Genomic DNA, 14,362 nt, shown 5'->3' with positions numbered 1-14,362 from the left:
GTCCGGGTTCATTTCACCGCCAGCCGTCGATCAGTGCAGGATCTGGCTGAGGAACAGCTTGGTGCGGTCGTTCTGCGGGTTGTCGAAGAAGTCGTTCGGCGCGGCCTGTTCGACGATTTCGCCCTTGTCCATGAAGATCACCCGGTTGGCCACGGTGCGGGCGAAGCCCATTTCGTGGGTCACGCAGAGCATGGTCATGCCGTCTTCGGCCAGGCCGATCATGGTGTCGAGCACTTCCTTGACCATTTCCGGGTCGAGGGCCGAGGTCGGTTCGTCGAACAGCATGATCTTCGGCTTCATGCACAGGGCGCGGGCGATCGCCACACGCTGCTGCTGGCCGCCGGACAGCTGCCCCGGGTACTTGTTCGCCTGCTCCGGAATGCGCACGCGCTCCAGGTAGTGCATGGCGATTTCCTCGGCCTTGCGCTTGGGCATCTTGCGCACCCACATCGGCGCCAGCGTGCAGTTCTGCAGGATGGTCAGGTGCGGGAACAGGTTGAAGTGCTGGAACACCATGCCGACTTCGCGGCGGATCGCTTCGATCTGCTTGAGGTCGTTGGTCAGTTCCGTGCCGTCGACGACGATGCGGCCCTGCTGGTGCTCTTCCAGACGGTTGAGGCAGCGGATGGTGGTGGACTTGCCCGAACCGGACGGGCCGCACAGCACGATGCGCTCGCCCTGCCGCACGTTGAGGTTGATGTCCTTGAGCACGTGGAACTGGCCGTACCACTTGTTCACGCCCTGCATCTGGATGATGCCTTCGGCGCCCGCAGGCTTCTTGATTGCTTCGCTCATTTACACAGAACTCCTAACGCTTGTGGCCGGTGTCGAGCTTGCGTTCCAAATGCATGGAATAGCGCGACATGCCAAAACAGAAAATCCAGAACACCAGGGCGGCGAACACGTAGCCTTCGGTGGCCATGCCCAGCCATTTCGGATCGGCGGCGGCCTGCTTGACGCTGTTGAGCAGGTCGAAGAGGCCGATGATGATCACAAGGCTGGTGTCCTTGAACAAAGCGATGAAGGTGTTGACGATGCCGGGGATCACCAGCTTCAGGGCCTGCGGCAGGATCACCAGGCCCATCGCGCGCCAGTAGCCCAGGCCCATCGCGGCCGCGGCTTCGTACTGGCCCTTGGGGATCGCCTGCAGGCCGCCCCGCACCACCTCGGCCACGTAGGCCGACTGGAACAGGATCACGCCGATCAGCGCCCGCAGCAGCTTGTCGAAGTTCATGCCTTCAGGCAGGAACAGCGGCAGCATCACCGAGGACATGAACAGCACCGTGATCAGCGGCACGCCGCGCCAGAACTCGATGAAGGTCACGCAGACCACACGGATCGCCGGCAAGTTGGAACGCCGGCCCAGCGCCAGGAGGATCCCCAGCGGCAGCGCGCCGGCGATGCCGACGGTGGCGATCACCAGGGTCAGCATCAGGCCGCCCCACTGGCTGGTGGCGACGGAGGTCAGGCCGAACACGCCGCCGTGCAGCAGGCACCAGGCGATGATCGGGTAGACGACCAGGAAGCTCAGGCCGTAGATCGCCTTGCGCGGGAAGCGCGAGATGAACAGCGGCGCGACGCCGATGACCGCCAGCCACACGGTCAGGTCCACGCGCCAGCGCAGGTCGGCCGGGTAGTAACCGTACATGAACTGGCCGAAGCGCTGCTGGATGAACACCCAGCAGGCGCCTTCCTTGGTGCAGTCGGCGCGGGTGGTGCCGACCCAGTTGGCGTCCAGGATCGCCCAGTTGATCAGCGGCGGCACCACGAGGTAGATCAGGTAGAACGCGAACAGGGTCAGCAGGGTGTTGAGCCAGCTGGAGAACATGTTGGCGCGCATCCACGCCACCACGCCGATGCTGCTGCTCGGCGGGGGCATGTCAGGTTTGAAGGTATGAGTGCTCATGCGCTTTTCCTTACCGCTCGATCAGCGCAATGCGCTTGTTGTACCAGTTCATCAGCAGGGAAATGCTGATGCTGATCGCCAGGTACACGCTCATGGTGATGGCGATCACCTCGATGGCCTGGCCGGTCTGGTTGAGGACGGTGCCGGCGAACAGCGAAACCATTTCCGGGTAGCCGATGCCGGCCGCCAGGGACGAGTTCTTCGCCAGGTTCAGGTATTGGCTGGTCAGCGGCGGGATGATCACCCGCAGCGCCTGGGGAATGATCACCTTGCGCAGGGTCGGGCCGTTGCGCAGGCCCAGCGAACGGGCCGCTTCGGTCTGGCCGTGGCTGACCGACTTGATCCCCGAGCGCACGATCTCGGCGATGAACGCCGCGGTGTACACGGTCAGGGCCAGGGTCAGCGCCAGCAGTTCAGGGATCAGCACCCAGCCGCCGACGAAGTTGAAGCCCTTGAGCTGCGGCATCTCCCAGTGCAGCGGAGCGCCGAAGACCAGCGTGCACAGCGCAGGGATCACCAGGAACAGGGCCAGGCCGACCCAGAACTTGTGGAACGGCTCGCCGGTTTCCTCGAAGCGCTTGGTGGCCCAGCGGCTCATGAACACGATGGCGACGATGGCCACCACGATGCTGACCGCGAACGGCCAGAAGCCGTCGGCGATCTGCGCCGCCGGCATGTTCAGGCCCCGGCTGCTGACGAAGAAGGTGTCGCCGAAGTTGTGGCTGTTGCGCGGCCCCGGCATGGTCAGGAACACCGCGAAGTACCAGAACAGGATCTGCAGCAGCGGCGGGATGTTGCGGAAGGTTTCCACATACACGGTCGCCAGTTTGCTGATGATCCAGTTCGGCGACAGCCGCGCCACACCGATGATGAAGCCCAGCAGGGTCGCCAGGATCACGCCGATGAAGGTCACCAACAGGGTGTTGAGCAGGCCGATCACGAACACCCGTGCGTAACTGTCCGCTTCGGTGTAGGAGATCAGGTGCTGAGCGATGCCGAAACCGGCGCTGCGCTCGAGAAAGTCGAAACCGGAGGTGATGCCCCGGTGTTGAAGGTTGGTCTGGGTGTTGTCGAACAGGTACCAGCCCATCGAGACCACCGCCACTACGGTGATGATCTGAAACAGCCACGCACGCACTCGTGGATCGCTGAGGCTGAGCCTCTGCTTTGGTGCGCCGATTGAATTTTGCATGAAGTGCCCCGGAAAAAACTGAAACAGAACGTCACCCGGCGGTTGGCCCGCCGGGTGACAGAACCATTAGCGCACCGGTGGTGCGTACTGAATGCCGCCGGCGTTCCACAGCGCATTCAGGCCACGGTCGATTTCCAGCGGGGTGCTCTTGCCGAGGTTTTTCTCGAAGATCTCACCGTAGTTGCCGACCTGGGAAACGATCTTGACGACCCAATCCTTAGGCAGCTTCAGGTCCTTGCCGTACTCGCCGTCGGCACCCAGCAGGCGGGCGACGTCCGGGTTCTTGGTGGACTTGGCTTCTTCCAGCACGTTTTTCGAAGTGACGCCGGCCTCTTCGGTGTTGAGCAGCGCATAGCCGACCCAACGCACGATCGCCAGCCACTCGTCGTCGCCGTTGCGCACGACCGGGCCCAGAGGCTCCTTGGAGATGGTTTCCGGCAGCACCACGTAGTCCTTCGGCGAAGCCAGCTTGCTGCGCTGGGCGAACAGCTGGGACTTGTCGGAGGTCAGTACGTCGCAACGGCCGGATTCCAGCGACTTGGCGCTTTCGTCGGAGGTGTCGAAGGTGATCGGGGTGTACTTCAGGCCGTTGGCGCGGAAGTAGTCGGACACGTTCAGCTCGGTGGTGGTGCCCGCCTGGATGCAGATGGTGGCGCCGTCCAGTTCCTTGGCGCTCTTCACGCCCAGCTTGTTGTTGGCCAGGAAGCCCACGCCGTCGTAGTAGGTGATGAAGCCCGGGAATTTCAGGCCCATGCCCGCGTCACGGGAGCTGGTCATGGTGGTGTTGCGCGACAGGATGTCGATTTCGCCAGACTGCAGCGCAGTGAAGCGTTCCTTGGCGTTCAACTGGCTGAACTTGACCTTGTTCGCATCGCCGAACACGGCCGCGGCCACCGCGCGGCAGACGTCGGCGTCGATGCCGATGATCTTGCCGGTGGAGTCCGGTACGGAGAAGCCCGGCAGGCCGTCGCTGACGCCGCACTGCACGAAGCCTTTCTTCTGCACCGCATCCAGGGTTGCACCCGCCTGAGCGAACCCGCTGACGCCGAGGACTGTCGCAGCAGTCACGACCGCCAGAGTGGTTTTCAACATCTTCATTCAAACCTCCAGTTTTGCTCTTGTTGTGTCGGAGCTTGAGTCTTGTCGCACCCTTTTGAGGCGTTGTTGACCCGTGTTGGCTTTTTGTGGGGTCAACCGACGTAGGACCTTAGCTATGAGTCTAGTAGGAGAAAATCCACATAATGGACAACCTCACGTCTCACCAGTCGGCCGAACGGGCTGTAGCCCTTTCACGTTCGCTAAGCCCGTAGCGGCCTCTGGCGAACATCCATCACCGGATTCTTTACTGTCCCGCCCCCTTGCGTTCACTGATAGTGTTACCGCCGGGCCCGAGAACGATTGCACGTCTAGCTCATAGCAAAGCCCGTACCACACCGCCCTTTGAGGCGATGGAGCGACAGGTCAATAGCAAAACTTGTAACCTTGCGACATCTTCTTAACGGATAACCCTGGCGCGCACACGGATCACGCACCCGATGAGCGCGCCCGCACCCAATTGGAGCAGCCATGACCGAGCCCTTGATTCTTCAGCCCGAAAAGACCGCGGACGCCTGCGTGATCTGGCTGCACGGCCTGGGCGCCGACCGCTACGACTTCCTGCCGGTGGCCGAGGCCCTGCAGGAAACCCTGCTGACCACCCGTTTCGTCCTGCCCCAGGCGCCCACCCGCGCCGTGACGATCAATGGCGGATATGCCATGCCCAGCTGGTACGACATCAAGGCAATGACCCCGGCCCGGGCCATCGACCGCGACCAGCTGGAAGCGTCCGCCGACCATGTCATCGAACTGATCGAATCGCAGAAGGCCTCCGGAATAGACGCCTCGCGGATCTTCCTCGCCGGGTTTTCCCAAGGGGGCGCGGTGGTCTATCACACCGCGTTCCTGAAATGGCAGGGACCGTTGGGCGGCGTGCTGGCGCTTTCGACGTACGCACCGACCTTCAGCGACGAACTGGAGCTGTCCGCCAGCCAGCAGCGCGTGCCCGTGCTGGCGCTGCACGGCCAGTTCGACAACGTGGTGCAGAACGCGATGGGACGCACGGCCTACGAGTACCTGAAGGCCCATGGTGTCACCGTGACATGGCAGGAATACCCAATGGAGCACGAAGTGTTACCCGAGGAAATCCGCGACATCGGCACCTGGCTGGGCGAACGCCTGCGCTGATCGATTCCGCGACTTCGGCCGCACGCCGCGGCCCTTTGATCGCCCCACTACGCCGCGCCCGATTCTTGCATTACACTGGCCGGCGTACATTCCTTAACCAATTGATGAGACGACCGTGCTCAAAGCACTCAAGAAAATGTTCGGCAAAAGCGAGGCTGAGCAGCTCGCGCCTGCCGCCGGCGCACCGTCGCCCGCCTCCGGCCCCCGCGGCGACCTCCGCCCGGCCGACCGCCCCGCTCCCGCCGCGGCCGCCAAACCCGAACCGAAACCTGAGGCCCCTGCGGCCAAGGCCGGCGAACCGGCCCCAAGCCCTGAGCCTAAACCGGCCAGGCCCCGCCGCGAACCCAAGCCCAAGGCGCCGGTGATCCCCTGGAAACTCGAGGACTTCGTCGTCGAACCCCAGGAAGGCAAGACCCGCTTCCACGACTTCAGGCTCGCCCCGGAACTGATGCACGCCATCCAGGACCTGGGCTTCCCTTACTGCACGCCGATCCAGGCCCAGGTGCTGGGTTTCACCCTCGCCGGCAAGGACGCCATCGGCCGCGCCCAGACCGGCACCGGCAAGACCGCCGCGTTCCTGATCTCGACCATCACCCAGCTGCTGCAGACCCCGCCGCCGAAAGAGCGCTACATGGGCGAGCCGCGGGCGCTGATCATCGCCCCGACCCGCGAACTGGTGGTGCAGATCGCCAAGGACGCCCAGGACCTGACCAAGTACACCGGCCTGAACGTGATGAGCTTCGTCGGCGGCATGGACTTCGACAAGCAGCTCAAGCAGCTCGAGGCGCGCCACTGCGACATCCTGGTCGCCACGCCGGGCCGCCTGCTGGACTTCAACCAGCGCGGCGACGTGCACCTGGACATGGTCGAAGTGCTGGTGCTGGACGAGGCCGACCGCATGCTCGACATGGGCTTCATCCCGCAGGTGCGCCAGATCATCCGCCAGACCCCGCCCAAGAGCGAGCGCCAGACCCTGCTGTTCTCCGCCACCTTCACCGACGACGTGATGAACCTGGCCAAGCAGTGGACCACCGACCCGGCCATCGTCGAGATCGAAGCCGAGAACGTGGCCAACGCCAACGTCGAACAGCACATCTATGCCGTCGCCAGCGCCGACAAGTACAAACTGCTGTACAACCTGGTCAACGACAACGGCTGGGAGCGGGTGATGGTGTTCGCCAACCGCAAGGACGAAGTGCGGCGCATCGAGGAACGCCTGGTGCGCGACGGCGTCAACGCCGCCCAGCTGTCCGGCGACGTGCCGCAGCACAAGCGCATCAAGACCCTGGAAGGCTTTCGCGAAGGCAAGATCCGCGTGCTGGTGGCCACCGACGTGGCCGGCCGCGGCATCCACATCGACGGCATCAGCCACGTGATCAACTTCACCCTGCCGGAAGTGCCGGACGACTACGTGCACCGCATCGGCCGCACCGGCCGGGCCGGCGCCGACGGCGTGTCGATCAGCTTCGCCGGCGAGGACGACTCCTACCAGTTGCCGTCCATCGAGGCGCTGCTGGGCCGCAAGATCAGCTGCGAAATGCCGCCGACCCACCTGCTGCGGGCGGTCGAGCGCAAGCGGCCGCACTGAGCGACCCCATGAGAAAGGCGCAGCCGGCGACGGACTGCGCCTTTTTTTTCGCCCGGAGATTGCCGACAAGATATAAAAGTCCATAATGGACAAATTAGTTTAATAACAATCCCCGGAGCCCGACATGACCTGCACGCCCCATGTGATCGACCAAACCCAGGCCCGCGCGCTGCTGGCCCGGCTCGACGTGCCGCAGATCATGCGCAAGCTGTTCCGCGACCTCGCCGCCGGGCAGGCGGTGCAGCCGGCCCAGCAACTGGTGGAGTTTCCCCAGGGCGCGGGGGATTTCATCAACTACCTGGGCGTATTGGCCGAGGACGGCGTGTACGGGGTCAAGACTTCGCCGTACATCGTCCGCGAACAAGGCCCGCTGGTGACGGCCTGGACGCTGCTGATGTCGATGCAGACCGGCCAGCCCCTGCTGCTGTGCGACGCCGGTGAGCTGACCACCGCCCGCACCGCCGCCACCACCGCCGTGGCGGTCGACGCCCTGGCCCCGGCGGACGCCCGGCGCCTGGCGATCATCGGCAGCGGCAAGGTGGCCCAGGCGCATCTGGAATACGTCAAGACGCTGCGCGACTGGCAGCACATCAGCCTGTACGCGCCGAGCCTCGCCGAAGAGCCAGACACCGTCGCCCGCTTCAAGGCCCTGGAACCGCGCCTGACCGTGGCCGACAGCCGCGAAGCCGCCGTCGCCGGGGCCGACGTGATCCTGCTCTGCACCTCGTCTGCAGGACCTGTGATCGATCCGGCCAGCCTGAGCAAGCCGGCGCTGATCACCTCGATCAGCACCAACGCGCCCCGCGCCCACGAGGTGCCGCCGCACAGCCTCAACGACATGCAGGTGTTCTGCGACTATCGCCAGACCACACCGGGTTCGGCGGGCGAAATGCTGATCGCCGCCGAACGGCACGGCTGGGACCGCACCCGGATCGTCGGCGACCTGGCCGACCTGCTCAGCGGCCAGGCGCAGCGTCCCGACTATGGGCGCCACGTGTTCTTCCGCTCCATCGGCCTGGGGCTGGAGGACATCGCCGTGGCCAATGCGATTTATCGCCTGCATCCCTGACACCGCAATCCCTGTGCTTCGATGCGGCGGTTGCGCCGCCATCGCCAGCAGGCTGGCTCCCACAGGGCTCTCGGCATCCTTCAATAATTGCGTCAATACTGGAGACTTTCATGAGCCAGGCAGACTTCATCATCATCGGCGGCGGCATCGCCGGCGCGTCCACCGGTTTCTGGCTGTCGCCCCACGCCAAGGTGGTCGTGCTGGAGCGTGAGTCGCATCCGGCCTATCACTCCACCGGCCGCTCCGCCGCCCTGTTCACCGCCGCCTATGGCACTCCGCAGGTGCGGGCGCTGACCCTGGCCAGCCGTGACTTCTTCGACACCCCGCCAAGCGGCTTCTGCGAGCATCCGCTGCTGACCCCGCGCGGCGAAATGACCGTGGACTTCACCGGCGACCCCGCCGAACTGAACAACCAATACCTCAGCGCCAAGGCCACGGTGCCGCAGATGCAACTGCTCAGCGCCGACGAGGCCTGCACGCGGCTGCCGATCCTGCGCCGGGAGAAAGTCCACGGCGCGCTCTACGACCCCACCGCCAGCGACATCGACACCGACGCCCTGCACCAGGGCTACCTGCGCGGCATCCGCCGCAACAACGGCCAGGTGCACACAGACTGCGAGGTGCTGGGCCTCACCCGTGGCGCCGACGGCCTGTGGCAGGTGCAGACCCCAGGCGAAACCTTCAGCGCCCCCGTGGTGATCAACGCCGCCGGGGCCTGGGCCGACAAGATCGGCGCTCTGGCCGGCGCCGCGCCGCTGGGCCTGCAGCCCAAACGCCGGGCCGCGTTCATCTTCGCCGGCCCCGAAGGCGTGGACATCCACCACTGGCCGATGCTGGTCAGCCTCGACGAGTCGTTCTACATGAAGCCCGACGCCGGCATGTTCCTCGGCTCGCCGGCCAACGCCGACCCCGTCGAACCCCACGACGTGCAGCCCGAAGAGCTGGACATCGCCATGGGCATCTACCAGATCGAGGAAGCCACCACCCTGACCATCCGCCGCCCGACCCGCACCTGGGCCGGCCTGCGCAGCTTCGTGGCCGACGGCGACCTGCTGGCCGGTTTCGACCCGCAGGTGCCGGGGCTGTTCTGGGTCGCGGCCCAGGGCGGCTACGGCATCCAGACCTCGCCGGCCATGGGCCAGGCCAGCGCGGCGCTGGTGCGCGGCCTGCCGTTGCCTGAGCAACTGGGCCGGTTCGGCCTGACCGCCGCCATGCTGTCCCCCGCCCGCCTCGCCTGACCGGCCGTGCGGATGACGCGCCCGACGGATTGCGGCACACTCGCAGCGCCCCCTGCCCACGGGGGCGTTGACGTTGCCTGGAGCTCCACTGACATGACCGCCCCCGAACCTTCACCTGTGCCGAACGACGCCGCGATGGACAACTACCGCGCCATCGCCGACGCCATCGCCACGCTGTTCTTCCCCCACGCCGAAGTGGTGCTGCACGACCTGCGCACGCAGAAGGTCGACTACATCGCCAACAACCTGTCGAAGCGGGACATCGGCGACGATTCGGCGCTGGAGGACATGCTCGGCGACGACGCCGGCGAGCGGAACATCGGCCCGTACGAGAAGCTCAACTGGGACGGCCAGAAGATCCGCAGCCTGAGCACGGTGCTGCGGGACGGCCAGGGCCAGCCGCTGGCGGTGCTGTGCATCAACCTGAACATTTCCCTGTTCGAGAACGCCAAGGCGGCGCTGGACCTGTTCCTGTCGCCGAGCAAGCTGATCCCGCAGCCGGACTCGCTGTTTCGCGACGACTGGCAGGAGCGGATCAACACCTTCCTGCACAGCTGGCTGCGCGAGCGGCAACTGAGCCTGAACGTGCTGACCCGCGACCACAAGCGCGAGCTGGTGCTGGCCCTGCACGCCGAAGGCGCGTTCAAGGGCAAGAGCGCCTCGAACTACGTGGCCAATGTGCTGAACATGGGGCGGGCGACGGTGTACAAGCACCTGAAGGAACTGAAGGGCTGAAGACCTGCGGTGGCTGTGCCGGCCTCATCGCTTGCGGGCAAGCTCCCACAGGGTTTGCGGTAAGCCCAGATTCTGCGAACACCGCAGATCCCCTGTGGGCGCCAGCCTGCTGGCGATGGCGGACGGTCAGTCGCCGTAGATGTCGGACTTGAAGTACTTCTCGGAAATCTTCTGGTACTCGCCGCTGGCGCGGATGCCGTCGATGGCGCTGTTCAGCTGACTGACCAGTTCGGCGTTGCCCTTGCGCACCGCGATCCCCGCGCCCTCGCCCACGTATTTCGGATCCTTGAGCTCCGACCCGACGAACGCATAGCCCTTGCCGCGCGGCATCGACAGGAAGTCGGTCAGCGGGATGGTGTCGGCGAAGATCGCGTCGAGGCGTCCGGCCGCCAGATCCATGTAGATCTCTTCGTTGTTGCCGTAGCGCTTGACGGTGATGCCCTTGGGCTCGAACACCTCGGTGGCGTAGCGGTCGGTGGTGGTCGCGCGCTGCACGCCGACGGTCTTGCCCTTGAGGCTGGCGTACTGGTCATCGACGACCGCGCCTTCCTTCATCACCAGCCGCGAGGAGGTGAAGTAGTACTTGTGGGTGAAGTCCACCGACTTCTTGCGGTCTTCGTTGATGGTCATGGACGACAGCGCCATGTCGATCTTCTTCACTTTCAGCGAAGGGATCAGGCCGTCGAATTCGCCCTCGACCCACACGCACTTGACCTGCATCTGCGCGCACAGCGCATTGCCGATGTCGTAGTCGAAACCGACGATCTCGCCCTTGTCGGTCTTGGAGGCGAACGGCGGGTAGGCGGCCTCGATGCCGATGCGCAAGGTCTTCTCGGCGGCGAACGCGCTGGTGCACGCCAACAGGCTCAGCGCCAGACCGGTGATGAGGGGGAGTTTCTTCATGTTCGTTCTCTCGCGGTTGTTGTTGGTTTGGCAAGACAGGAGAAAGAGCTGAAACAGGGGGGAACGCCTTTTTTGTACTTATGAATCCATACTGGACTTTTATGTACAGAGCGTCAATCGGGCAGAAGGGGTCGCATCCGCCCGGCGGTCGGGTGGTGAATCAGAGGTAATGGGGGGTGCTGCACAGGGCGCCATCGCCAGCAGGCTGGCTCCCACAGAGGATTCCGGTTGTCCGCAGCATCCCTGCACACCACAAAACCTTGTGGGAGCTTGCCTGCAAGCGATGAGGCCAGCACTGCCGACATCTCTGTTGCCTGACCTACCGCCATCGCTGGCAAGCCAGCTCCCACAGGGGAACGCATTCCAGAGCCTGCTTGCGATGGCGGATGGAAGAGCGGCGCCGGAGCTATTTTTTCCAGCGCTCGACCGCCGCATGGTCGCTGGCGCGCCCCTCGACCCAGCGCGGGCCTTCGGCGGTGTTTTCTTTTTTCCAGAACGGGGCGCGGGTCTTGAGGTAGTCCATGACGAAGGCGCAGGCGTCGAACGCCGCCTGACGATGGGCGCTGGCGGCGCCGACGAACACGATCGGCTCGCCCGGCTCCAGCGCGCCGATGCGGTGCAGCACCTCAAGCTTCAGCAGCGGCCAGCGCTGCGCGGCCTCGTCGGCGATCTTGGCCAGGGCCTTTTCGGTCATGCCCGGATAGTGCTCCAGGAACATCCCGGCCACGTCGAGCCCGTCGTTGAAGTCACGCACGTAGCCGACGAAGCTCACCACCGCACCGACGCCGACGTTGGCTGCATGCATCGCGTTGACTTCGGCGCCCGGGTCGAACGGTTCGCACTGCACACGGATGCCCATGGCTCAGCCTCCGGTCACGGTAGGGAAGAACGCCACTTCGTCGCCCTCGGCCACCGGCTCGTCGAGCAGGCAGAGGTCTTCGTTGCGCGCGCACATCAGGTTCTGTTCGCCCAGCACCTCGAAGCCGTCGCGCCGGGCCAGCAGTGCCCGCACGTCATCGACGGTGCCGAAGTCGCCCTCGACCCTGATCGAGTCCTCGCCGACCGCTTCGCGGTAGCGGGCAAAAAACTTCACGGTCAGGTTCATGGCTGCTCCGCCCGGTAGTGGCCGCTCTTGCCGCCGAGCTTTTCCAGCAGGCGCACGCTTTCGATGGTCATGCCGCGGTCCACGGCCTTGCACATGTCGTAGATCGTCAGCGCGGCGACGCTGGCGGCGGTCAGCGCCTCCATCTCGACGCCGGTCTGGCCCGACAGCTTGCAGCGGGCTTCGATGCGCACGGTATCGTCGCCTTCGGCGCTGAGTTCGACCTTCACGCCGGTCAGCATCAGCGGATGGCACAGCGGGATCAGATCGCTGGTCTTCTTCGCCGCCTGGATGCCGGCGATGCGCGCCACGGCGAACACGTCGCCCTTGGGGTGGCCGCCGCTGACGATCATCCGCAGCGTGTCGGGCAGCATGCGCACCAGCGCTTGGGCCGTCGCCTCGCGGAACGTCACGGCCTTGTCGGTGACGTCGACCATGTTGGCGCGGCCTTGGGAATCGAGATGGGTCAGCACGGGAATACTCCTGATCAGGAGCGTCGATTGTAAACCTGAGGGTCAATTTTCCGCGAGCGCGATGACAGCCCTCGCACAAATCACTGTGGGAGCGGCGGTGCGATTTGCCTGCGCAGACGCCGGCTCAGTCAAACTCGATGTCGCCTGACCTGACGCCTTCGCGGGCAAGCCCGCTCCCACAGGGTTCTGCAGCGGTCGACGAGACGGCATTCCAGCGGGCAAACACTGTCGGAGCCAGCCTGCTGGCGATGGCCTTCGCGAAGACCCCGCCGAGCCATGAAGAAGCGGACGGCCCGGAGGCCGCCCGCTGCGGGGGAAGGTTACAGATGCGATTCGGCGTATTCGGCCAGAATCGAGCGAGGCACCCCTTGCAGGGTGATGTGCACACCGTTGGGGAAGTCCTTGAAGCGTTCGGTCAGGTAGGTCAGCCCGGAGCTGGTCGCGGACAGGTAAGGGGTGTCGATCTGCGCCAGGTTGCCCAGGCACACCACTTTGGAGCCGGCGCCGGCCCGGGTGATGATGGTCTTCATCTGGTGCGGCGTGAGGTTCTGGCATTCGTCGATCAGGATCAGGCTCTGCTGGAAGCTGCGCCCCCGGATGTAGTTGAGCGACTTGAACTGCAGCGGCACCTTGCTGAGGATGTAGTCGACGCTGCCGTGGGTGCTTTCGTCATCCATGTGCAAGGCTTCGAGGTTGTCGGTGATGGCGCCCAGCCAAGGCTCCATCTTTTCCGCTTCGGTGCCCGGCAGAAAGCCGATCTCCTGGTCCAGCCCCTGCACGCTGCGGGTGGCGATGATGCGCCGGTAGCGCTTGCTGACCATGGTCTGCTCGATGGCGGCCGCCAGCGCCAGGATGGTCTTGCCGGAACCGGCGGCGCCGGACAGGTTGACCAGGTGGATGTCCGGATCGAGCAACGCGTACAGCGCCAGGCTCTGGTAGATGTCCCGTGGCTTGAGGCCCCAGGCTTCCTGATGCAGCAGCGGTTCCTGGTGCAGGTCGAGGATCAGCAGCTTGTCCTCGTCGATCTCCTTGATCCAGCCGACGAACCCCTGCTCGTCGATGATGAACTCGTTGACGTGCACCGCCGGCAGGTTGTCGATCAGTTGCACCTGATGCCAGGTGCGGCCGTGGTCCTGGCGGGTCTCGACCTTGCTCACGCGGTCCCAGAAGGAGCCGGTCATGTTGTGGTAGCCGTTGGGCAGCAGCGACACGTCGTCGACCAGCTGGTCGGTGCTGTAGTCTTCGGCCGCGATCCCGCAGGCCCGCGCCTTGAGGCGCATGTTGATGTCCTTGGTGACCAGCACGACCGGTTTCTTCGGGTCGCGGGTGTGCAGGTCGATCAACTGGTTGATGATTTTGTTGTCGTTCAGGTGCTCCGGCAGAATCAGGTTCGGCTCGGCATGTTTGCTCATCAGAATCGACAGCAAGCCCTTGGGTCCGCTCTTGCCGCGCTGGATCGGCACTCCCTGTTCAACGTCCTCCGGTGAAGCGTCCCCCAGGGTCTTGTCGATCAGCCGGATGGCCTGACGGCATTCGGCGGCCACGCTGTGATGCCCGCTCTTGAGCTTGTCCAGCTCTTCAAGCACGGTCATCGGGATCGCGACGTGGTGTTCTTCGAAATTCAGGAGGGCGTTTGGATCGTGAATCAATACGTTGGTATCGAGTACATAAAGGATTGGCTGGTTGGAAGAAGGGCTACGTCCGTGATCATCCATACTCGGTCACCTTTGTGGGAGCCATTCGACGCAATACCTGGGCGGTGCTGCGCCTCGAAGTGACTGCCGAGCCCGTCCGCGCGCCCCTTGATCGGAAGGCCGGACGAACTGCACACAAATGGGTCTTGGGAGACGCCACCTGTGTCGCAGGTTTCGGCGGTCTGAGTTCGTAATACTCCAAAACCTGTGACAGAAAAAAGCACTTTGACGATTTTTTG

14 protein-coding genes are annotated in these 14,362 nt (G+C 64.5%); 5 read left to right on the top strand and 9 right to left on the bottom strand.

The window, feature by feature from the left end; all coding sequences use genetic code 11:
- Nucleotides 1–30: 30 nt before the first annotated feature.
- The 4 genes from CAG41_RS12610 to CAG41_RS12595 all read right to left on the bottom strand — a co-directional run bounded on the left by CAG41_RS12610 (nt 31) and on the right by CAG41_RS12595 (nt 4,196).
- On the bottom strand, nt 31–795 hold the full coding sequence (locus tag CAG41_RS12610; protein ID WP_085578814.1) for an amino acid ABC transporter ATP-binding protein: 765 nt from the start codon (nt 793–795) through the stop codon (nt 31–33).
- A 13-nt stretch (nt 796–808) separates the two neighbouring features.
- Entirely contained in the window at nt 809–1,906 is a 1,098-nt protein-coding gene (locus CAG41_RS12605) for an amino acid ABC transporter permease (RefSeq protein WP_085707065.1), read from the bottom strand.
- 10 nt (nt 1,907–1,916) lie between these two features.
- The gene (locus CAG41_RS12600) at nt 1,917–3,098 is read right to left on the bottom strand and encodes an amino acid ABC transporter permease (protein ID WP_085578810.1); all 1,182 of its coding nucleotides are present in this window, start codon (nt 3,096–3,098) and stop codon (nt 1,917–1,919) included.
- 66 nt (nt 3,099–3,164) lie between these two features.
- Nucleotides 3,165–4,196, bottom strand: a complete 1,032-nt coding sequence (locus CAG41_RS12595) for an amino acid ABC transporter substrate-binding protein (RefSeq protein ID WP_085578808.1) — start codon at nt 4,194–4,196, stop codon at nt 3,165–3,167.
- Between the two features lie 468 nt (nt 4,197–4,664).
- Between CAG41_RS12595 and CAG41_RS12590 the strand changes: the two genes are divergently transcribed.
- The 5 genes from CAG41_RS12590 (at nt 4,665) to CAG41_RS12570 (ending at nt 9,951) form a co-directional block, all read left to right on the top strand.
- The gene (locus tag CAG41_RS12590; RefSeq protein WP_085656227.1) at nt 4,665–5,321 is read left to right on the top strand and encodes an alpha/beta hydrolase; all 657 of its coding nucleotides are present in this window, start codon (nt 4,665–4,667) and stop codon (nt 5,319–5,321) included.
- Nucleotides 5,322–5,457: 136 nt separating this feature from the next.
- Nucleotides 5,458–6,909, top strand: a complete 1,452-nt coding sequence (rhlB, locus tag CAG41_RS12585) for an ATP-dependent RNA helicase RhlB (protein WP_085578900.1) — start codon at nt 5,458–5,460, stop codon at nt 6,907–6,909.
- 124 nt (nt 6,910–7,033) lie between these two features.
- Complete coding sequence (locus tag CAG41_RS12580; protein WP_085707064.1) at nt 7,034–7,978, top strand: ornithine cyclodeaminase family protein; 945 nt, start codon at nt 7,034–7,036, stop codon at nt 7,976–7,978.
- Nucleotides 7,979–8,088: 110 nt separating this feature from the next.
- On the top strand, nt 8,089–9,216 hold the full coding sequence (locus CAG41_RS12575; RefSeq protein WP_085638512.1) for an FAD-binding oxidoreductase: 1,128 nt from the start codon (nt 8,089–8,091) through the stop codon (nt 9,214–9,216).
- Between the two features lie 93 nt (nt 9,217–9,309).
- Entirely contained in the window at nt 9,310–9,951 is a 642-nt protein-coding gene (locus CAG41_RS12570) for a transcriptional regulator (protein ID WP_085578800.1), read from the top strand.
- Nucleotides 9,952–10,077: 126 nt separating this feature from the next.
- On the opposite strand, the gene CAG41_RS12565 is transcribed toward CAG41_RS12570, so the two are convergent.
- From CAG41_RS12565 to CAG41_RS12545, 5 genes are all read right to left on the bottom strand, one after another.
- Nucleotides 10,078–10,854, bottom strand: a complete 777-nt coding sequence (locus CAG41_RS12565) for an ABC transporter substrate-binding protein (RefSeq protein WP_085707063.1) — start codon at nt 10,852–10,854, stop codon at nt 10,078–10,080.
- A gap of 406 nt (nt 10,855–11,260) precedes the next feature.
- Nucleotides 11,261–11,713, bottom strand: coding sequence for a molybdopterin synthase catalytic subunit MoaE (gene moaE, locus CAG41_RS12560; protein ID WP_085578796.1), 453 nt, complete (start codon nt 11,711–11,713; stop codon nt 11,261–11,263).
- Between the two features lie 3 nt (nt 11,714–11,716).
- Nucleotides 11,717–11,959, bottom strand: coding sequence for a MoaD/ThiS family protein (locus CAG41_RS12555; RefSeq protein ID WP_085707062.1), 243 nt, complete (start codon nt 11,957–11,959; stop codon nt 11,717–11,719).
- On the bottom strand, nt 11,956–12,429 hold the full coding sequence (gene moaC / locus CAG41_RS12550) for a cyclic pyranopterin monophosphate synthase MoaC (protein WP_085578792.1): 474 nt from the start codon (nt 12,427–12,429) through the stop codon (nt 11,956–11,958). The genes CAG41_RS12555 and moaC overlap by 4 nt, the downstream gene beginning before the upstream one ends.
- A 320-nt stretch (nt 12,430–12,749) precedes the next feature.
- Complete coding sequence (locus CAG41_RS12545; protein WP_085578790.1) at nt 12,750–14,144, bottom strand: PhoH family protein; 1,395 nt, start codon at nt 14,142–14,144, stop codon at nt 12,750–12,752.
- Nucleotides 14,145–14,362: the final 218 nt, after the last annotated feature.

It is taken from the genome of Pseudomonas sp. B35(2017) (assembly GCF_002113645.1).
Taxonomy (GTDB): domain Bacteria; phylum Pseudomonadota; class Gammaproteobacteria; order Pseudomonadales; family Pseudomonadaceae; genus Aquipseudomonas; species Aquipseudomonas ekonensis.
Note: the sequence above shows the minus strand (reverse complement) of the source record. Positions and strands in the feature narration are given on the sequence as shown.